Below are 20,619 nucleotides of genomic sequence, written 5' to 3' on the forward strand. Positions count from 1 at the left end.
AGAAAAACGGCCGGTGTCGCCACCGGCCGTTTGCACGTTCAAGTCAGGAATTCAAACAATCAGAATTCGTACTTGACGGTTGCCTGGATCGCCCACTGCGACTCACCCTTGGTCTGGCGGACCGTGTAGCTGTCGACAGCCGAGCGCACCGAGTAGACGTACTTGCCCGTTGCCTGATCGATACCGGCATAGTCGACGAAGCCGCGGTTCTGGCCACCAGCCGAGAAGAACGCGATCTCGTTGATGTGGCCCCACTTCTTGTTCAGCAGGTTGCCGAAGTTCAGGAAGTCCAGCGAGAAGGTCGCTTTGTTACGCGCGAACAGGCCCGGGATTTCCTGCGACAGGCGCAGGTCGAAGCTGTTGGTCCATGGCGAGAAGTCACTGTAGCGGTTCACGACGCCACCGGCCGAATTCTTCAGCGCCTTGTTGGCGTTGACCACGTCCCAGAAGCGCTGCTCGTTGGCGTGGCTGCTCGCCGTATCACCTGCGAACAGGACTTCACCCGAACCAAAGCCTTTCGGGATGTACATCAGGTCGTTGTTCGACACGCCGTCGCCGTTCATGTCGTTCTTGAAGGTCCAGCTGAACGGCTTGCCGGTACGGCCTTCATAGAACACGCCAAGGCGGGTCTTGTAGGTGCCGAAGAAGGCCTTCTCGAAGTTCACCAGCGCGTTGATGCGGTTCTTCACCAGATACGGCGAGTTGGCGGCGACGTCTTCGTTCGGGTTATAGATCGAACGTGCGCTGAAGTTCGAGCTCGCGGTCGACGAGGTCAGGTTCGACACTTCGGTCGCGAAGGTGTGGCTGGCGGCCACCGACCAGCCGAAGCCCTTGGTCAGCGGGTAGGTCAGCGACGCGGTCGAGACGCGGCTTTCACCCTTGTCGGTCGGCTTCACGATCAGCACGTTGCCGAAGCTGGAATTGCTCAGCGCCTTGGTGGTGTTGGTGAAGCCGGACTTGACGGTGGTGCCGTTCAGGCCCGGGTTCCAGCTATTCGAGTTCAAGCCGCTGGCGTTCCAGAACAGCTGGCGGCCGTCGGTGCCGGTCGCGGTCGGGGTACCCAGGTTCAGGTTCTGGTAATAGATACCGTCCTTGGTCTTGGTGTACAGCAGCTCGGCACCGGCGACCAGGCCGAACCATGGCAGTTCCGATTCGAAGGCCAGGTTGGTCTTCCAGACCGACGGCTGGCGCAGGCCCGGATCCAGCAGGTCGACAGCCGCTTGCGGCGGGGTCGAGCCGCCCAGGGTCGGCTGCTTGTTGATGTCGGTGCTGAAGGCACTGTTCGGGGTGGTGCCGACCACGGCCGGGCAGCGGGTGTTGCCGGTGCTCGAGCAGTTGATCTGCTGGGTTGCCACGCCGGCGTTCTGGTAGGGGTTGCCCAGCCAGACCGACATCGCGGCGCCCTGGAACAGGCCGGCGCCACCGCGCAACTGCATGCGGCGTGCGGTGTCGAAGTTGTAGTTGAAGCCGACGCGCGGTTGGAACAGCTTGGTGCCGTCGATGGTCTGCTGGTTGTTGTAGCCGAAGCCGCCGGTCTGGCGTGCGCCATTGGTATACACCGGCACCTGGGCGACGCGTGCATTGGCGACCGGACGACCCTGGACGCCGACTTCATCCAGGCGGAAGCCGCCGGTCACGGTCAGCTGCTTGTTGACGCGCCAGGTATCCTGCAGGAACAGGCCAGTATTGGTCATGCTGAAACGCGCGATCGCGTCGTCCAGCGTGAAGCCAGGCGAAGCCACTTGCAGGGTGTACGCGGTGTAGCGGCCGGTACGCAGGTTTTCCAGCACCGCGGCTTGCACCTGGGCTGCCGGCGCAGTCGAGCAGTTGATCTTGCCGCCCGCGATCGAGGTGTAGGTCAGGTTGTTGTCGCAGCCGAAGGTGTAGTTGCCGTACACGTTCTGCAGGAAGGCGTTGTAGATCTTGTTCTTCTGGTAATCCGCACCGAACTTGATCTCGTGGTCGCCGACCGTCCAGTTGGCACCCGCGTAGTAGTCGCGGGTGCGGGTGCCCAGCACGTTCTTCTGGCGCGAGTTGTCGGTGCCCGAGTACAGGGTACGGGTACCGGTACCGACGCCGGACGGGGTGCCGGCCGGCACCAGGCCCGAGAAGGCCACGCCAATGGCCGGCAGGGTCGAGTTGTTGGTCGGGACCGAGTCGTAGTCACGCTGCGAAGCGCGCAGTTCGGTCGAGAAGCTCGGGGTCCAGTCGGAGAACAGCTGGGCGACCGTGGTCTCGATCTGCTTGCCTTGCGAGTAGTAGGACGAATCCAGGCTCAGGCCGGTCGAGCTGAAGGTCGAGTACTGCGGTTCGGCCTGGGTGGTACGCTGGTAGCGCAGGTTGGCGCGATGGTTGTCGCTGATGTTCCAGTCGGCCTTGATCATCTGCTCGCGCGAGACGAACTGGCCGCCGCCGGTTGCCAGGTTGCCGGCGTTGACGCCGTAGTTGCTCTTCAGGATGTCCTGGACTTGCTTGATCTGATCCTGGGTAATGGCAACCGTGGTGCCGGTACCCGAACCGATCGGACCGAAGTCGGGTGCCGAGCGCGAGCTGCTGGTTTCTTCGCTCAGCGCATACAGGAACAGCTTGTCCTGGATCAGCGCGCCGCTGGCCCACAGGCCCTTGGTGGTTTCTTTGAACGGTGCCGGATCGTTGTAGGTATCGTTGGCGATGTTGTAGCGCTTGCCGGCCAGGCGGTCGTCGCGGTACACATAATAGACACCGCCACGCAGGGTGTTGGTACCCGACTTGGTGACGGCGTTGATGTTGCCGCCGGTGTAGCCCTTCTGGGTCACGTCGTAGTTGGCGACGTTGACCTGCACCGACTGGATCGCTTCGATCGAGATCGGCTGACGCGAGGTCGGGCTACCCGAGGCTTCCAGACCGAAGGTGTCGTTGATGGCGACGCCGTCGACGGTCATCGAGTTGAAGCGCGAGTTCTGGCCGGCGACGGACAGTTCGCCGCGTTCCTTGTCGGTCTGCGACACGCGGGGGTCGGCGCGTGCGTAGTCCTGCAGGTTGCGGTTGATCGACGCCTGGGTCTGCAGCTGGGCGTTGCTGATCGAGGTACCGGCACCCATGTTGGTGCGGTTGAAGATTTCGGCGCGGGCACGGTTGCCGGCGACGTTCACGGTCTGGATCGAGGATGCGCCGATGGTCGCATCGACCGAAGCCGTTTCCGCCAGGTTCAGGAACACGCCTTCGCGGCGTTCGGTCTGGCCGTTCTTGGTGATGATGATCGTGTACGGACCGCCGGTACGCAGGCCGCGTGCGACGTAGCGGCCTTCGGCGTCGGTCGTGACAGTGCTCATCGAACCCGATTCAACGTGAACGATTTGCACCGAAGCACCCGCGGCCGGTGCGCCGTCCGGACCGGAGATACGGCCGCCGACTGCCGAAGTCGTGTTCTGCGCGAGGGCCGGAGCGCCCGCCAGAGCAATCGACAGAGCCAGCGCCAGCTTGGTCAGCTGGATCCGTTTTTGATAGACCATTGTGTAAACCCCAAAAAGACTATTAATTGTGTTTAGAAACCGAAGTTTCTCTCTCAGTACTGCAACCCTAGTCCGGCGGCCCTGAGGCGCCGATCTTTTTATCCTGTCAGCCCGCCATTTTTCGGTGCATTTCTGTCCGCCTATGCACCAGCCAAAAGCAGCGCACGCGATTCTAAATGCTTAATATTTCACAGCCGTTACAAGCACGTTCCTGCAAATTACGTCTTGTCTTTACTTAACAAAAGTCCAATATGCAGGAAGGCTCTGGGCGTGACAAATACGTTTTCCTTCAAAAATTTATAGCTTGCGCGAATAAGTTGATGAAAAAATAGGCATTTAACGCATGCAAAGTGCGTTTCCCCTAGGGAAATGACACGGCGGGATTATAAGCGGTGCATACATCCCGAAAATCTTTTCGCTTGTTTTTTAGGCAAAGCGTGAGAGAAAGTGTGGGATTTGTAGCGGGAAGGCGACAGAGCCCTTATAAGCATATGCAGCACGGGCACAGTTGCCAGGTTTTCGGCGTGCAGAAATGACGAGGCCGGCGACATCGCTGCCGCCGGCCTGGCGAAAAACGGGGCGCCCTGCCCCGCTGGTCAGCGCTTGTCAGCGCTTCACGCTGGTGCGTTCGAGTGCCGCCATGCCGGCTTCGAAGCGCGCAAAACGTGCATCCAGCTGGCGCGTCAGGCGGGTCTTGTCGCTTGGGGCCAGGAAGCTGTAGCGGATGCTGTTGTATGACGCCTTCTTCAATTCCGCATAGCTCGGCTTGTAGCGGCTGGCGAACAGCACGTATTCGCCCGCCAGGTTATGCCGCGTCACGCCGGCATCGTCGGTCGAGATCACGTAAGGCACGCCGTATTTGCGGTACAGGGTGACTGGGTGGTTGGCGCCTTGCACGCCGTTGATGAAGGCATTCGAGGTCAGGTTGATTTCGACCGGAATATCCTTGTCGTGCATTGTCTTCATGATCGCCGGCGCGTTCGCTTCATGCGCCAGATCGATGCCGTGGCCGATGCGCTGGGCGCCGGCGATGTTCAGGGCCTGGTCGATGTGGAATTCCAGCCCTTCCGGCGGCACGTCGCCCAGCGCCAGCTCGCCGGCGTGCAGCGCGATCTTGACGTCCGGGTAGACCGACTTCAGGAAGCGGAACATCTTCATGTGCAGCGTGTAGTCGCGCATCGACACCATGTTGCTTTCCTGGCCGACGATGTTGACGCCCACGATTTTGCCTTCACCCTTGCCGCCCTTGGCAGCCGACTTGAAACCGGCCAGCATCGAGGAAAACACTTGCGACGGGTTCAGCAGGCGCAGCACGTAGGTCTGGTAGCGCATGGTGAAGTTGTCGTCGTCGATGCCGGCGGCGGCTTCGTCGATCCTGGCGACGAAGTCGGCGATCCGGGCATTGAAACCTTCGTCGGCATCGAGCGCATTCATCCAGGCGCGCATCTGGGCGTCCAGCGCAGCGTCCTTGTCGGCATTCTTCCAGGCCTGGTCGTCGAATTCCTTGTTGACGACGAAGGGCGACATCTTGAGCATGGTCTCGATGTAGCTGACGTTTTCCCCGATCGCGCGGTTCTTGATCTCGACCAGGCCTTCGTGGAAGTTGGCGTTCGAGACCGGGCCGAAATAGCCGAAGGTCTGGAAGAACTGGCGGTCCGGCGGCGGCTGCAGCGCACCGTGGTTGGCGAAGTCCTTGCTCGACCAGCGCTGCAGCAGTTCGCGGTAGGTGGCGTCGTCGGCGTACACCTCGGCCGTCGACAGGCAATTGCGCGCCGCCGGCGCCTTGGCGCGCTCGGCCTCGATCGCGGCCTTGTCGGTCTCGACCCGGTAGGTATGCTTGTTGACGCAGAAGCCCTGCTTGTCGAGGAAGTCGACATAGGTTTCGGCGTAGATCGCGCCCGAGTAATGGTGATGCAGGTCGCCGCCCTTCGGCATCTGCGAGAAGAACAGGGTCAGTTCGGCCGTCTTCGGTTCGCCGGCGACCAGCGCGGCATAGTGGCGCGCGGTGGCGGCTTCGTTGGCCGTCGGTGCATTGCTGCGCGCGCCGGCATGGGCGCTTGCCAGTGTGGCGAAAGCAATCAGCAAACTGCTGCTCAGGGTCTTCTGCATCATGGGGTGTTCTCGACTAGGTCAGTTGGACGGCGTAAAGGCAGGCGACCTCTCGTGTACGCACGCACCGGCGGCATAGGTGGCGCGGATCGCGCGGTCGTCGCCCAGCAGGGCCAGCGCGAACAGCGTTTCCTCGAGCGACCCGGCATGCGCGGTACGGCGCGCGAGCAAGGGCGTCGCCTTGCGGTCGAGGACGATGAAGTCGGCTTCGGCGCCCGGCGCCAGCGTGCCGATCGTGCCTTCGAGTCCCATGCTGCGGGCGGCGCCCAGCGTCGCCAGGTAAAACATGCGCAAAGCCGGGAGGTAGCTGCCTTTCAATCGCGCAACTTTATACGCTTCATTCATGGTTTGCAACATCGAGAACGATGTACCGGCCCCGACGTCGGTACCCAGCGCAACCATCGCCCCGGCGTCGTCGGCGCGTTTCATGTCGAACAGGCCGCTGCCGAGGAACAGGTTCGAGGTCGGACAGTGGGCGATCGCCGAGCCGGTCTGCGCCAGGCGCGAGAAATCGGTATCGTCGAGCCAGATGCAGTGGCCGAACATCGCGCGCGGGCGCATCAGGCCATAGTGTTCATAGACATCGAGGTAGCTGCGGCGCTGCGGGAACAGCTGGCCGACCCAGGCGCATTCGTCCTGGTTTTCCGAGACGTGGGTCTGGATGAAGGTGTCCGGATAGGCGCGCGCCAGTTCGCCGGTGGCGGCCAGCTGGGCTTCGGTCGAGGTCGGGGCGAAGCGCGGGGTGATCGCGTACATCGAACGGCCATTGTTGTGCCAGCGCCGGATCAGGTCTTCGCTGTCGCGCAGGTCGGCGCTGTCCTGCAGGAAGTCCGGGCAGTTGCGGTCCATCAGCACCTTGCCGCCCGCCATGCGCAGGTTGCGCGCGGCGCTGGCCTCGAAGAAGGCCTCGGCCGATGCCTTGTGCACGCTGCAGTAGACCAGGGCCGTGGTGGTGCCGTTGCGCAGCAGTTCGTCGAGGAAGAACTCGGCGCCGGCGCGCGCGTGCGCCGGGTCGCCGAACTGGCGCTCGGTCGGGAAGGTGTAAGTGTCCAGCCACGGCAGCAGGCCCGGCGCCGGCGAGGCGATCATGTCGGTCTGCGGGAAATGCAGGTGGGTGTCGATGAAGCCGGGGGTGATGATGTGGCCGCGGTAGTCGGCCACTGGCGTGCCGGGCGCCAGCGTCGGCGCCAGCGTGGCGTAGTCGCCGGCGGCCTGGATGCGGCCGTCGGCGACGACCAGCAGGCCGTCCTCGATCCAGGTGTGCGCGTCGTCGGCAAAGGCCGGATCGGCGTGGAAGGTCAGCAGGCTCGCACGGTAGGCCTGCGGGGTAGGCGTTGGATTCGACATCAGATTCTTTCTTGTAAAGCGGCGGCTTCCCAGACCATCAGCAGCTGGGCGGCGACGGCGACGGCGATCACGGCCGGCAGCTTGCCTTCGATGCCGGGCACGCCGATCGGGCAGACCATGGCATCCAGGCGCGCGCGCTCGACGCCGCGTTCGAGCAGGCGGCGTTCGAACTGGATGCGCTTGGTGGCGGAGCCAATCAGGCCGAACCAGTCGTGGCCGGGACGCTTGAGGATGGTTTCGGCCAGGCGCTGGTCGAGCGCGTGGCTGTGGGTCATGACGAGGAAGCTGGTCCCGGCGAGCGCTTGCTGCGCCAGTGCTTCCGGGGTGTCGGTCGCCTCGATCACGACATTATGCGGTATTTGTGCCGGGAACAGGTCGTCGCGCTCGTCGACCCAGGTCACGCGGCACGGCAGGTCGGCCAGCGCGCGCACGATGGCGGCGCCGACATGGCCGGCGCCGAACAGCATCAGGTGGGCACGCGGGGCGGCGGCCAGGTCGGCCAGCCAGCGGCGGCCGGTCTCGTCGCGCAGTACGTGGGTGCCCTGGGTGCGGTCGAAGGCGGGTACGGCTGCCGGGCTGCCGTGGACGACATGGCCGTCGGCATCCAGCAGCGCCGCATCGGGTGTGCCGTCCAAGGCGACCAGGCGCCAGCTGTCCTCGCAGCGACGTGCGGCCAGCCCGGCCAGGTGCGCGCGGTCGGCCATTTCGAAGGCCAGGTGCACGACGCCGCCACAGCACTGGCCCAGGCTCGGGCCGAGCGGAAAGCGTTCCAGGCGCCGCCGTTCGCCGCTGGCCAGCATCGCGCGCGCGGTCTCGGCGCCGCGCAGCTCGAGGTGGCCGCCACCGACCGTGCCCCACTGGCGCACGGCATCGACCAGCATCTTGGCGCCGGGTTCGCGCGGCACCGAGCCTTCGACGATGGCGACGGTGACCAGCACGGCCGGCGCCCGCGTTGCGTCGGCCGCGCCGGCGCCGGCACCGATGGACAGCCAGTCTTCCATTTCAGTCGCCCGTCGCTACGGTGGCCTGCGAAGTTGCGACTTGCGTTGCAGCTTCGACCGCCGCCACCGCCTTCAGGATCTCCTCGCAGGTCGCCGGCGCATTCAACGGCGGGTTGACCTTGTGCCCGCCCACGCTGGAGATGGCGTCGCGGATCGCGAAGAACACCGAGAACGGCAGCAGCAGCGGCGGCTCGCCCACGGCCTTGGAGCGGTGGATCGAGTCTTCGACGTTGCTGTTCTCGAACAGGCGCACGCGGAAATCCTGCGGGCAGTCCGACACGCCCGGGATTTTATAGGTCGACGGCGCGTGGGTGGTCAGCTTGCCGGCATCGTTCCAGCGCAGTTCCTCGGTGGTCAGCCAACCCATGCCCTGCAAAAAGGCGCCTTCGACCTGGCCGATGTCGAGGGCGGGATTGAGCGAGCGGCCGGCGTCGTACAGGGCGTCGGCGCGCAGCAGCTTCCATTCGCCGGTGAGCGTGTCCACCACCACCTCGGCCACCGCCGCGCCGTAGGCGAAGTAAGAGAACGGGCGGCCGGTCATGGTCTTGGCATCCCAGGACAGGCCCGGGGTCGCGTAATAGCCGTCCGACCACAGCTGGGTGCGCGCCAGGTAGGCCTTGGCCACCAGCTCGCCGAACGGGATTTCCTGGCCGCCCACGAACACGGTATCGGCCGCGAAGCGCACGTCTTCGGCCGCGCCGCCATACTGCCCGGCGGCGTAGGCGGCCAGGCGCTCGCGGATCTGGCGCGCCGCATCCTGGGCCGCCTTGCCGTTCAGGTCGGCGCCGGTCGATGCCGCCGTGGCCGAGGTGTTGGCGACCTTGCTGGTGTTGGTGGCGGTAATGCGCACGCGTTGCAAGTCCACGCCCAGCTCGTGCGCCACCACCTGCATCACCTTGGTATTGACGCCCTGCCCCATCTCGGTACCGCCGTGATTCACCAGGATCGAACCGTCCACGTACACGTGCACCAGCGCGCCGGCCTGGTTCAGGTGGGTGACGTTGAAGGCGATGCCGAATTTCACGGGGGTCAGCGCCAGCCCTTTTTTCAGCACCGGGCTGCTACGGTTGTAGGCGTCGATGGCGGTGCGGCGCGCGCGGTACGCGCTGGTCATCTCCAGCTCGTCCACGAGTTCGTGGATCACGTTGTCGACGATGACCTGGCCGTAGGGCGTGACGTTGTGTTCTGTCTTGCCATAGAAATTCAGCTTGCGGATGTCGAGCGCGTCGCGGCCGAGATTGCGCGCGATCTCGTCGAGCACGTATTCCATCGCGATCGCGCCCTGCGGTCCACCGAAGCCGCGGAAGGCGGTATTCGACTGGGTGTTGGTCTTGCCGCAGGCGGCGCGGATGTCGACGTCGGACAAATAATAGGTGTTGTCGAAGTGGCAGACCGCGCGCGTAGCGACCGGTCCGGACAGGTCGGCCGAATAGCCGGCGCGCGACACCATGTCGACTTTCGCCGCCACGATGCGGCCGTCGTCGCCGTAGCCGACTTCGTATTCGTAATGGAAGCAGTGGCGCTTGCCGGTGACCAGCATGTCGTCGTCGCGGTCGGCGCGCAGCTTGACCGGACGGCCGCTGCGCTTGGCCGCCACGCTGGCCGCGGCCGCCCACAGCGCCGACTGCGATTCCTTGCCGCCGAAGCCGCCGCCCATGCGCCGGCACTCGACCGTCACGTGGTGCGAATGCAGGCCGAGCGCATGCGCGACCACGTGCTGCATCTCGCTCGGGTGCTGGGTCGAGCACAGCACCAGCATGCCGTCGTTTTCCTGCGGGATGGCGTAGGCGATCTGGCCTTCCAGGTAGAACTGCTCCTGGCCGCCGACATACAGCTCGCCTTTTACCTTATGCGGCGCCGCTGCAAAAGCGGCTTCGGCATCGCCGCGCGCCAGACGCATCGGCGGCAGCACGTACGATTGCGCGGCGCGCGCCGCCTGCGGGGTCAGGATCGCCGGCAGCTCGTCGTAGCTGACGACTGCCTTGCGCGCGGCGCGGCGGGCGTTGTCGTGGGTGTCGGCGACCACGATGAAGATCGGCTGGCCGACGTACTGGACCAGGCCGTCGGCCAGGATCGGATCGTCGTGGATGATCGGACCGCAATCGTTGGTGCCGGGGATGTCGCGCGCGGTGTAGACGTGCTTCACGCCGCTGCTGGCACGGACCGCCGCCAGGTCGATGTCGAGGATGCGCGCATGCGCCTTGCTGGAGAGGCCGAGCGCCGCGTGCAGCGTGCCGCGCACCTCGTCGATGTCGTCGGTGTAGTCGGCCTGGCCGAGCACGTGCAGCCGGGCCGATTCGTGCGGCTTCGACTTGCCGACCGCGGCCCAGGTTGCAGCCAGATCGGCAGTGTTCAAAACGGGCGTGCCTGCGTCGTTCATGGTCGTCTCCTCAAGCCGCGGTGGTCGGCGCAGTTGCCGCCGCAGTCGCCGCTGCGGTTGCCGCCGCAGTCGCCGCATGTGCAGCGAATGCATTGACCGCCTCGGGCGGCAGCGGATTGTCGAGCCGCGTCTCCAGCCAGAAGCGGCGCAGCAGGTTCTGCGCGGCCTGCATGCGGTAGGCGCTGGACGCGCGCATGTCGGACAGCGGCGCGTAGTCGCCGGCCAGGGCCGCCATCGCGGCCCTGGCGGCGGCCTCGTCCCAGGTGCGGCCGAGCAAGGCCGCTTCCGCCGCGGCGGCGCGTTTAGGCGTCGCGGCCATGCCGCCGAAGGCGATGCGGGCCCTGGCGACGCGCCCGTCGGCGCCGAGTTCGAGCGCAAAGGCGGCGCACACGGCCGAGATGTCCTGGTCGAAGCGCTTGGCCAGTTTATAGGTGCGGAAGGCCAGCCCCGAAGTGGAAGAACTGCGTGGCAGCGGCACCCGCACCGCACGCACGAACTCGCCGGCGCGCAGGTCCTTCTGCTGGTAGCCGAGATAGAAATCCTCGAGCGGCATGGCGCGTTCGCCGTCCGGCCCGCGCAGTACCAGTTCGCTCCCCAAGGCGATCAGCCAGGGCATCGAATCGCCGATCGGCGAGCCGTTGGCGACGTTGCCGCCCAGCGTGCCGGCATTGCGGATCGGCAGCGACGCGAAGCGCTGCCACAGTTCGTTCAATTCGCGTGGGTAGTGGCGGCACACGGCCGCGTAGGCATCCTGCAGCGTGACGCCGGCGCCGATCTCGATCGCGCCGTCAACCTCGTCCACGGTTTTCAGCTCGGCTACGTGGCCGAGGTAGATGATGTCCTGCAGCTCGCGCATCTGCTTGGTGACCCACAGGCCGACGTCGGTCGAGCCGGCCAGCAGCACAGCCGCCGGATGCGCGGCCCGCGCCGCGGCCAGTTCGTCCAGCGTGCGTGGCGCGTGGAAGGCCTGGCCGTGCGCGCTATATGTGGTGCCTGCCTCGCGTTGCAGCGCGCGCAGCTGGTCGGCCAACGCGGCGCGGTCGAAGCCGACGCGCGGCAGCTCGGTCATGCGGCGGGCGGCGTCGATGATCGGGCGGTAGCCGGTGCAGCGGCACAGGTTGCCGGACAGGGCGTCGTCGATCTCGGCGCGCGATGCAGCACAAGCGCCCTCCTGTTTCAGGTACATGCCCCACAGCGACATCGCGAAGCCCGGCGTGCAGAAGCCGCACTGCGAACCGTGGCACTCGACCAGCGCCTGCTGCACCGGATGCAGCGCACCGTCGGCCTGCTGCAGGTCTTCGACCGTGAACAGGGCCTTGCCGTCCAGCGTGGGCGTGAACTGGATGCAGGCATTGACGGCCTTCAGCCGCAGCCCATCCGCTTCCAGCGACCCGACCACCACGGTACAGGCGCCGCAATCGCCCTCGGCGCAGCCTTCCTTGGTGCCGGTGCAGTGCAGGTCTTCGCGCAGGTGCTGCAGGACGGTCTGGGTCGGCGCCGCACCGCTCACTTCGTGGACGGCACCGCGGTAGAAGAATCGGATCGGTGTGGACATGGGTGCCTCGGGTGGAAACCAGCCTCTGAGATTAACATTGGGGTACCGTTCAATTATAAGACTTTAATGATTTTAAATATCTAAAATTGAATATAAACAAGCTGCGGCGTCTATTTCATTTCTGGTAGGGATGCACGGTTTGCCAGTGACGTGCGATATCGATCCGGCGCGTGATCCAGACGTGCTGGTGGGTCTGTACGTAATCCAGGAAGCGCGCCAGCGCCGCCGCCCGCGCCGGCCGTCCCACGAGCCGGCAATGCAGGCCGATCGACAGCATCTTCGGCTGGTTCAGTCCGTTCGGGTCGCCTTCGGCATACAGTACGTCGAAGGCATCCTTCAGGTAGTCGAAGAACTGGGTACCGGAATTGAAGCCCTGCATGGCGGCGAAGCGCATGTCGTTGGTGTCCAGCGTGTAGGGCACGACCAGGTGCGGCCGGCGTGCGTGCCAGCCGTTGGCGTCGGTGAAGTCGACTTCCGTCCAGAACGGCAGATCGTCGCCGTAATGGTCGGCGTCGTAGACGAAGCCGCCGTGTTCCAGCACCAGCCTGCGCGTGTTGGGCGAATCGCGCCCGGTGTACCAGCCCTGCGGCGCCTCCCCGGTCAGGTCGCGCATGATGTCGACCGCTTCCTTCATGTGGGCGCGTTCGGTCGCTTCGTCGACGTGCTGGTAGGAGATCCAGCGCAGGCCGTGGCAGGCGATCTCGTGGCCCAGTTCGCGGAAAGCCGCCACCGCGTCCGGATTGCGCTGGAGCGCCATCGCCACGCCGAACACCGTCAGCGGCAACCCGCGTTCCTCGAACATGCGCAGGATGCGCCACAGGCCGGCGCGCGAACCGTATTCGTACAGCGACTCCATGCTCATGTGGCGCATGTTGAAGGCCTGGGCGCCGACGATCTCGGACAGGAAGGTTTCCGAGGCCGGGTCGCCGTGCAGCACGCTGTTTTCGGCGCCCTCCTCGTAATTCAGTACGAACTGCAGGGCGACGCGCGCGCCGCCGGGCCATTGCGGATGGGGCGGCGTGCGGCCGTAGCCGATCAGGTCGCGCGGATAGTTGCTCGGTTTACCGTTATCGGTATCGTTCATGGGCAGTCCCTGAAAGCGGATATATGCCTCATCATATATTGCAAGATGGACATCGGTATATCATCGGCGAGATACGCACCTTCATCCCCCACATATAGGATCTTCCACGATGGGAAAACTCAGCACCCACGTCCTCGACACCGCTCAGGGCAAGCCGGGCGCCGGCGTCCAGCTCGAACTGTACCTGGTCGAGGACGGCCAGCGCCGCCTGCTCAAGCGCGACGCCACCAACATGGATGGCCGCTGCGCCACGCCGCTGCTCGAAGGCGAAGGCTTGCAGGCGGGCCAGTACGAACTGGTGTTCGCCGCCGGCGATTATTTCGCCGCCCAGGGCGTGGCCATGCCCAGCCCGCGCTTCATCGACCGGGTGACGATCGCCTTCGGGGTGGCGGACGTGTCGCAGAACTACCATGTGCCGCTGGTGGTGACGCCATGGTCGTATTCGACCTATCGAGGTAGCTGATACTGGCAGCCCCATGGGTTAATTGGTCGTCGTGGCGATCCTCCAGGAGGCGACCCGCAGCGCACCCGATGCGTACGACATCCGTGCTTGTCTCATCGGCAGTTTACGCATCTATACGGCCGGCCAGGCAGTCGAGGCCGTCCTGGCGGATACCCCGCGCCAAGCGCGCCGGCCCGAAGCGGACGCCACCTCGCACTGGTGGAACTGCACCATTTCTTGTCTGTTCCAAATCTTAAATTGTTGAGTGTCAGTTAGGCACAACAATTTCAAGTTTGACGAATTCGCTGAATCTACATTCGCATACATTTACCTTGCAGCAAGAATTGCCGAGTGTCTACAATAGTTTCGGAAACCCGCTGCGCGTCTCACACCTTTGCGCATCTTGCAACCGATAACAGCAAACTACACTCATGAAAAAACGCCTTCTCGCGAGCATGCTCGCCTTGCCCCTGGCCGTCTCTACTGCCTACGCCCAGGATAGCTCCCCGGTACGTATCAGCGGTTTTGGCACCGCTGCTCTGACCTGGATCAACAAGGACAATGTCGAATTCGGCCGTCCGAACCAGGCCCATGGCGCCGACAAGCAGCCAACCACCGGTGTCGACTCCAACCTCGGCCTGCAAGCCGATTACACCGTCAACAGCTGGCTCTCCTTCACCGGCCAGGGCCTGGTACGCAAGGATGCCGAAGACGACTTCGGCGCCGAACTGACTTGGGCCTTCGCCAAGGCCAAGGTGTCGGACGACGTCAGCATCCGCGTCGGCCGTGTCGGCTTGCCGGTCTTCATGATCTCGGATTATCGCAACGTCGGCTACGCCAACACCTTCTTGCGTCCGCCGGCCGAGATGTATTCGCAGGTGCCGTTCAACAACCTCGACGGCGCTGACATTACCTGGCAGCACAGCTTCGGCGACACTACCTACACCGCGCAATTCGCCTACGGGCGCAGCAAGGCCGACGTCTACGGCGGCGCCCAGGTCGAAGCACGCGACCTGGCGGCCCTCAACCTGGTGGCCGAACATGGTCCGCTGACCCTGCGCTTCGGCCGCGCCGACACCAAGATCTCGGTCAACCACCAGACCGCCCTGAACACGCTGCTGGGCAGCCTGCGCGCCGCTGGTGCCGGCTACAACCTCCCGGCGCTCACCACGCTGGCCGGCGCGCTGGCGCCGGATCGCAAGAAAGCCTCGTTCACCTCGGTAGGCGCCGGCCTCGACTGGAACAATATCGTCGCCCAAAGCGAATACGCCAAACGCAAGAGCGACAGCTACCTGAACGACACCACCGCGTGGTACGTGATGGCCGGCTACCGCTTCGGCAAGTTCCTGCCCTACTACAGCCATGCCAAGCTGAGCATTGACAGCACCGTCGCCAATACCGTCCCGGCATCTTGCCCGGCCGGCTATCCGGCGGCCTGCGGCGCGACCGTGCGTGCGCTGTCGACTGCCGTCGGCAGCCTGAAGTACAGCGGCCTCGGCCAGGGCGAGCAGACCACCGACAGCATCGGCGTGCGCTGGGATTTCTATCGTTCGGTGGCCTTGAAAGCGCAGATCGACCGCGTGCATCCTGACGCCGGCAACGGTCTCCTGACCAACGTGCAGCCGGGCTTCAGGGGTCCGGTCACCGTCGGTGCCGTCGCCGTCGACTTCGTGTTCTAAGGAGAGCCTCGATGAAACAACTGATCAAAGCAAGCATCGGTGCCGCAGTCCTGGCCCTGTCCCTGCCGGCCATGGCCGAAATCGTCGTGGTCGTGAACCCGAAGGCGGCCGAGTCCTCGCTGACTAAGGACCAGGTGGCCCAGTTCTTCCTGGGTAAATCCACCGCGATGACCCCGGTCGACCAGCCGGACGGCACCCCGGCACGCGCCGAGTTCTACAAGAAAGTGACCGACAAGGACGCTTCGCAGGTCAAGGCCGTATGGTCCAAGCTGGTGTTCACCGGCAAGGCCACGATGCCGAAGGAAGTCGGCGACAGCGCCGCCGTCAAGAAGGCGGTCGCGGCCGATCCGAAGGGCATCGGCTACATCGACAAGAGCGCGGTCGATGCGTCGGTCAAGGTGGTCTACTCCGCTTCCTGACCCGTCATCGGTTTTGTGCCCGCCGCCATCGTTCACGGTGCCGCGGCGGGCTTGTTCATATTAGGAGTTGACACCATGAGCATCAAGCGCAGGATCTGGGCACTTCCGGTCGTTTCGACCATCATCTTTGGACTCGGGGTCGCGATCAGCGCCGGCATCGCGAACACTGCCCTGGATTCGATCCGCACCACCGAGCGCGTCGACTATCCGGCGCTGGGCGTCTCGAAAGCACTGGCGGCCGAGATCGAAGACGTCACGAACGGCTTGCGCGACGCGGTGTCCGAAGGCGACAAGGCGCGTATCGCCCAGGTTGGCGAGCAGGCCGCCAAGGTGCGCACGCGCGTGGCCGAAATCGGCAAGATCGATGGCATGGTCGAGACCGGCAAGCGGCTGGGCAAGGAATTCGAAGAATATTATGCGCCGGCCGTCTCCGCCGCGAAGATCATGCTCGAACTCGAGCAGGGCGATCCGCAGGCAGTCGTCACGCGTATGCAGACCGCATTGGGCACGCTGAACGCCGACGTCGCCAAGGTCAACGAACAAGCGCAGCAGAACTTCAAGGCCGGCATCGCGCGCAGCGAATCGAGCGTGCGCCGTGCCCTGTCCGCCACCATCATCGCCGCCCTGGTCGTGATCGCGACCCTGATCGCCGTGTCGTGGTTCGTGGTGCGCACCATCTGGCAACAGCTCGGCGGCGAACCCGAATATGCGCGCGAGATCGCGCGCGCGGTCGCCGACGGCAATTTGTCGATGGACATCCGCGTCGAGGCCGGCGACGGGACCAGCCTGCTGGCGGCACTCAAGGACATGCGCGACCGCCTGGCCACCATGATGGCCGGCATCAAGACCTCGGCCGAGACCATCGCCGTGGCCAGCTCGGAAATCGCCAGCGGCAATGCCGACCTGGCCAGCCGCACCGAATCCCAGGCCAGCCGACTCGAAAACACGGCGCGCGCGATGGAAGCGCTGACCGATACCGTGCGCGCGAACGCCGCCAATGCCAGCCAGGCCAACCAGCTGGTGGTCTCGGCCACCGACATCGCCACCCGCGGCGGCGAAGTGGTCGGCAACGTGGTCTCGACCATGGGTGCCATCAACAGCTCGGCCAACAAGATCGTCGAGATCATTGCGGTGATCGACGGTATCGCCTTCCAGACCAATATCCTGGCGCTGAACGCGGCGGTGGAAGCGGCGCGCGCCGGCGAACAGGGACGCGGCTTCGCGGTGGTGGCCTCCGAAGTGCGTTCGCTGGCCCAGCGTTCGGCCACGGCCGCCAAGGAGATCAAGGAACTGATCGGCGACTCGGTGGCCAAGGTGCATGCCGGCACCGCGCTGGTCGACCAGGCCGGCGTCACGATGGAGCAGATCGTGACCTCGGTGCGCAAGGTGCACGACATCATGGCCGAGATCAGCGAAGCCGGCCAGCGCCAGAGCGAGGGCATCGAGCAGATCGGCGTCGCGATCGACGACATGGACCAGATGACGCAGCAGAACTCGGCACTGGTGGAACAGGCGTCGGCGGCGGCGGAATCGCTGACCGACCAGACCGGACAGTTATCGGGGGCGCTGGCGGTGTTCAAGCTGGACGATGCGCGGGTGCCGGCTGGCGCGTCGAATCGACGCACTGCGCTTGCGCTGACCTAAGCTGTAGCTGATGCGCCGTCGCCCCTGCGCAGGCAGGGGCGACGTACCACCACTAATATAAATACATCGCCGGCACACGCCGGTTCTGTACAAACTTGCAAGCCACCTCCCCATGTCATAGAATCGGCCTGATGCGGCGTAGCTCTGCCGCACCAGCGCTGGCCCCGCCGCCAGTCCGATGCACGATTCCTCACGGTGAGATTTGGAAACCGTACCCCTCTGGGTGCTCGTCCTGGCACTCGCGCTCCTGATCCTTTGCTCGGCCTTCTTCGCCATGGCCGAAACCGCCCTGATGGCGGCCAACAAATACCGGCTGCGCCACCTTGCCAAGCGCGGCAACCGCGGCGCCGTCACCACGCTGTGGCTGCTCGAGCGCACCGATAAACTGCTGGCCCTGGTCCTGATCGCGAACACCCTGATCAACGCCATGGCCACCGCGCTGGTCACCGCGATCGCCATCCTGTTCTTCGGCCACGAGGAAACCGTGATCACGGTGGCCACCGCCGTGGTCGCATTCCTGCTGATCGTGTTCGCCGAGATTTCGCCGAAGGTCATCGGCGCCAGCTTCCCGGAACGTATTTCGCTCGGCTCCAGCCTGGTGCTCAAGCCCCTGATGAAAGTCGGGCGGCCGGTGATCTGGTTCGTCAACCTGTTCGTCAACGCTTTCCTCAAGCTGCTGCGCATCCGCGGCATCGGCGGCTTGCACAGCGATCCGGCGCAAAACCGGCTGTCGATCGACGAATTGCGCTATGTGGTCCTGGAAAGCGGCCAGTACATCCAGCAAAAGCACAAGAGCATCCTGCTGAACCTGTTCGACCTGGAAAAGATCTCGATCGAAGACATCATGACCCCGCGCAGCCAGATCGAGGCGCTGAACCTGTCGCTGCCGGTCGAGACCATCAAGGCCGAGCTGACCACCTGCTACCACAACAAGCTGCCGGTGTATGAAGGCGAGATCAACAAGATCATCGGCATCCTGCACGTGCGCAAGGCGATCGGCCTGCTCAACCAGGAAGACGACCTGAGCGTCGAGCACTTCCGCGCACTGTTGAGCGAACCCTATTTCATCCCGCAGGACACCGGGGTGCTGGCCCAGCTCCAGTATTTCCAGGAGAACAAGGAAAGGCTGGGCATCATCGTCGACGAGTACGGCGAGGTGCAGGGCCTGGTCACGCTCGAGGACATCATCGAGGAAATGATCGGTGACTTCACCACCTCGACGCCGGGGGCGGCGCGCACCGATGCCATGGCCTGGAGCGCCAGCGGCGAATGTTTGCTGGAAGGCTCGGCGCCGCTGCGCGACATCAACAAGAAGCTGGGCCTGGACTTGCCGCTGGACGGTCCGAAAACCGTCAATGGCTTGCTGCTCGAGCACTTGCAGGAAATCCCGGAATTCCCGATCGCCCTCAAGATCGGCCAGACCGTGATCGAGGTTGTGCAAGTTCAAAACCAGGCCATCAAGGTAGTGAAACTGTTGCGTCCGGCATCGGTCAAACGCTGGCTGGCAGCCTGACCGGGCATTGCCGGCATCCTTCCCGGGAGCGCCGAATGCCTTTAGTAATTCGCAACAAAGCAGGTGCATGCCATTTTGCCTACGTGGTATGTATACCTCTCACCCCATGCCAAACGCTTGACCAATTTGATGCCTACGGGCATCATTTGGAGCATCCACCGAGCTCGTCCGTCTCGCCCTGCTCTCCTCCATCGACCGTATCCTCTTCCCGTCCCTGACCTTATGGCAGCAGTCCTCCCCAACACCACGACTGGCAGCACGCTGCCCGGGTTGGCGCGCGCCCTGGTCCAGTCAGGACGCCTTAGCCTGCCGCAAGCGGACACTTTCCAAAAGAAGGCGTCCGCCGACAAGGTAGGCTTCATCGATACCTTGCTCGGCTCCGGCACCATCGATGCACGCAGCCTGGCCGTGTTCTGCGCCGAAACCTTCGGCTACCCGATGCTCGACCTGTCGGCCCTCAGCACCGACATGCTGCCGGCCAACGCCATCGACGCCAAGCTGATGCAGACGCTGCGCGTGGTGCCGCTGTCCAAGCGCGGCAACAAGATGTCGGTGGCGCTGTCGGACCCGACCAATTCACAGGCGCTGGACCAGATCAAGTTCCAGAGCGAAGCGACGGTCGAGCCGGTGATCGTCGCACACGACGCCCTGCAGGCGCTGCTGGCCAGCCTGTCCAACAACAGCGACCAGACCCTCAACGAACTGGCCGGCGACGACGGCGACATCGAATTCGCCGAGGAAGACACCCAGACCGCGGCGACGGCCGAGGCGGCCACGTCGGAAGTCGAGGATGCGCCGATCGTGCGCTTCCTCAACAAGATCCTGATGGACGCGATCAACCTGGGCGCGTCCGATATCCACTTCGAGCCCTACGAAAAGCAGTACCGCATCCGCATGCGCGTGGATGGCGTGCTGCGCGACCACGCGGCGCCGCCGCTGGCGATCCGCGACAAGCTGGTCTCGCGCATCAAGGTGCTGGCCAAGCTCGACATCTCGGAAAAGCGCGTGCCGCAGGACGGCCGCATGCGCCTGGTGCTGTCGGCAACGCGCACCATCGACTTCCGCGTCAGCACCCTGCCCACGCTGTTCGGCGAAAAGACCGTCATGCGTATCCTCGACGCCACCCAGGCGCAGATGGGCATCGACGCGCTCGGCTACGATCCCGATCAAAAGGCATTATTGATCGACGCCATCACCCGCCCCTACGGCATGGTGCTGGTGACCGGGCCGACCGGTTCCGGCAAGACGGTGTCGCTGTACAGCTGCCTGAACCTGCTGAACAAGCCGGGCATCAACATCTCGACCGCGGAAGACCCGGCCGAGATCAACTTGCCGGGCGTGAACCAGGTCAACGTCAACGAGCGCGCTGGCCTGACCTTTCCGGTCGCGCTAAAAGCCTTCCTGCGCCAGGACCCGGACATCATCATGGTCGGCGAGATCCGCGACCTGGAAACCGCCGACATCGCGATCAAGGCCGCCCAGACCGGCCACATGGTGTTTTCGACCCTGCACACCAACGATGCGCCGTCGACCCTGACCCGCCTCATGAACATGGGCGTAGCGCCGTTCAACATCGCCTCGTCGGTGATCCTGATCACGGCCCAGCGCCTGGCGCGCCGCCTGTGCACCTGCAAGCAGCCGCTCGACGTCGGACGCGACGTGCTAAAGGCGGCCGGTTTCCGCGACGGCGACCTCGACGGCGACTGGAAAGCCTACGGCCCGGTCGGCTGCGAACGCTGCCTCGGCTCCGGCTACAAGGGCCGCGTCGGCATCTACCAGCTCATGCCGATCACGCCGGCCATCGAAGAATTGATCCTGACCCACGGCAACGCGATGCAGATCGCCGCCCAGGCCGAGCGCGAGGGCGTGAATTCGCTGCGCCGCTCGGGCTTGATGAAAGTGAAACAGGGGCTGACCAGCCTCGAGGAAGTCCTCGGCTGCACCAACGAATAGGA

13 protein-coding genes are annotated in these 20,619 nt (G+C 64.5%); 6 read left to right on the plus strand and 7 right to left on the minus strand.

Features of this window, described 5'->3' with window-relative positions; translation table 11 throughout:
• Positions 1-59 precede the first annotated feature (59 nt).
• From U1H99_RS17510 to puuE, 7 genes are all read right to left on the minus strand, one after another.
• A complete protein-coding gene (locus U1H99_RS17510; protein WP_323142998.1) occupies positions 60-3,491 on the minus strand; it encodes a TonB-dependent receptor in 3,432 nt (1,143 codons plus the stop codon).
• Between the two features lie 606 nt (positions 3,492-4,097).
• Positions 4,098-5,600 carry an adenosine deaminase gene (locus tag U1H99_RS17515; protein WP_323143268.1) on the minus strand — a complete coding sequence of 501 codons (1,503 nt, stop codon included), beginning with the start codon at positions 5,598-5,600 and terminating at the stop codon, positions 4,098-4,100.
• Positions 5,601-5,621: 21 nt separating this feature from the next.
• Positions 5,622-6,947 (minus strand): guanine deaminase, encoded by a 1,326-nt coding sequence (gene guaD, locus U1H99_RS17520; RefSeq protein WP_323142999.1) that lies wholly within the window; start codon positions 6,945-6,947, stop codon positions 5,622-5,624.
• Positions 6,947-7,948: a xanthine dehydrogenase accessory protein XdhC gene (xdhC, locus tag U1H99_RS17525; RefSeq protein WP_323143000.1), complete on the minus strand. Its 1,002-nt coding sequence runs from the start codon at positions 7,946-7,948 to the stop codon at positions 6,947-6,949. Before xdhC ends, guaD begins: the two co-directional genes overlap by 1 nt.
• A 1-nt stretch (position 7,949) precedes the next feature.
• Positions 7,950-10,328 carry a xanthine dehydrogenase molybdopterin binding subunit gene (gene xdhB, locus U1H99_RS17530; RefSeq protein WP_323143001.1) on the minus strand — a complete coding sequence of 793 codons (2,379 nt, stop codon included), beginning with the start codon at positions 10,326-10,328 and terminating at the stop codon, positions 7,950-7,952.
• A 10-nt stretch (positions 10,329-10,338) separates the two neighbouring features.
• Positions 10,339-11,883: a xanthine dehydrogenase small subunit gene (gene xdhA, locus U1H99_RS17535; protein ID WP_323143002.1), complete on the minus strand. Its 1,545-nt coding sequence runs from the start codon at positions 11,881-11,883 to the stop codon at positions 10,339-10,341.
• 115 nt (positions 11,884-11,998) lie between these two features.
• Positions 11,999-12,967 carry an allantoinase PuuE gene (gene puuE / locus U1H99_RS17540; RefSeq protein ID WP_323143003.1) on the minus strand — a complete coding sequence of 323 codons (969 nt, stop codon included), beginning with the start codon at positions 12,965-12,967 and terminating at the stop codon, positions 11,999-12,001.
• Positions 12,968-13,076: 109 nt separating this feature from the next.
• Here puuE and uraH point away from each other — a divergent pair, with 109 nt between their 5' ends.
• The 6 genes from uraH to pilB all read left to right on the plus strand — a co-directional run bounded on the left by uraH (position 13,077) and on the right by pilB (position 20,617).
• Positions 13,077-13,430: a hydroxyisourate hydrolase gene (gene uraH, locus U1H99_RS17545; protein ID WP_323143004.1), complete on the plus strand. Its 354-nt coding sequence runs from the start codon at positions 13,077-13,079 to the stop codon at positions 13,428-13,430.
• Between the two features lie 410 nt (positions 13,431-13,840).
• On the plus strand, positions 13,841-15,088 hold the full coding sequence (locus tag U1H99_RS17550) for a hypothetical protein (RefSeq protein ID WP_323143005.1): 1,248 nt from the start codon (positions 13,841-13,843) through the stop codon (positions 15,086-15,088).
• 11 nt (positions 15,089-15,099) lie between these two features.
• Positions 15,100-15,507: a hypothetical protein gene (locus U1H99_RS17555; RefSeq protein ID WP_323143006.1), complete on the plus strand. Its 408-nt coding sequence runs from the start codon at positions 15,100-15,102 to the stop codon at positions 15,505-15,507.
• Between the two features lie 75 nt (positions 15,508-15,582).
• The gene (locus U1H99_RS17560) at positions 15,583-17,151 is read left to right on the plus strand and encodes a methyl-accepting chemotaxis protein (protein ID WP_323143007.1); all 1,569 of its coding nucleotides are present in this window, start codon (positions 15,583-15,585) and stop codon (positions 17,149-17,151) included.
• A 202-nt stretch (positions 17,152-17,353) separates the two neighbouring features.
• Complete coding sequence (locus U1H99_RS17565) at positions 17,354-18,664, plus strand: HlyC/CorC family transporter (RefSeq protein WP_323143008.1); 1,311 nt, start codon at positions 17,354-17,356, stop codon at positions 18,662-18,664.
• 222 nt (positions 18,665-18,886) lie between these two features.
• A complete protein-coding gene (gene pilB, locus U1H99_RS17570) occupies positions 18,887-20,617 on the plus strand; it encodes a type IV-A pilus assembly ATPase PilB (RefSeq protein WP_323143009.1) in 1,731 nt (576 codons plus the stop codon).
• Positions 20,618-20,619 lie beyond the last annotated feature (2 nt).

It is taken from the genome of Massilia phyllosphaerae (assembly GCF_034659755.1).
Lineage (GTDB): Bacteria > Pseudomonadota > Gammaproteobacteria > Burkholderiales > Burkholderiaceae_D > Telluria > Telluria phyllosphaerae.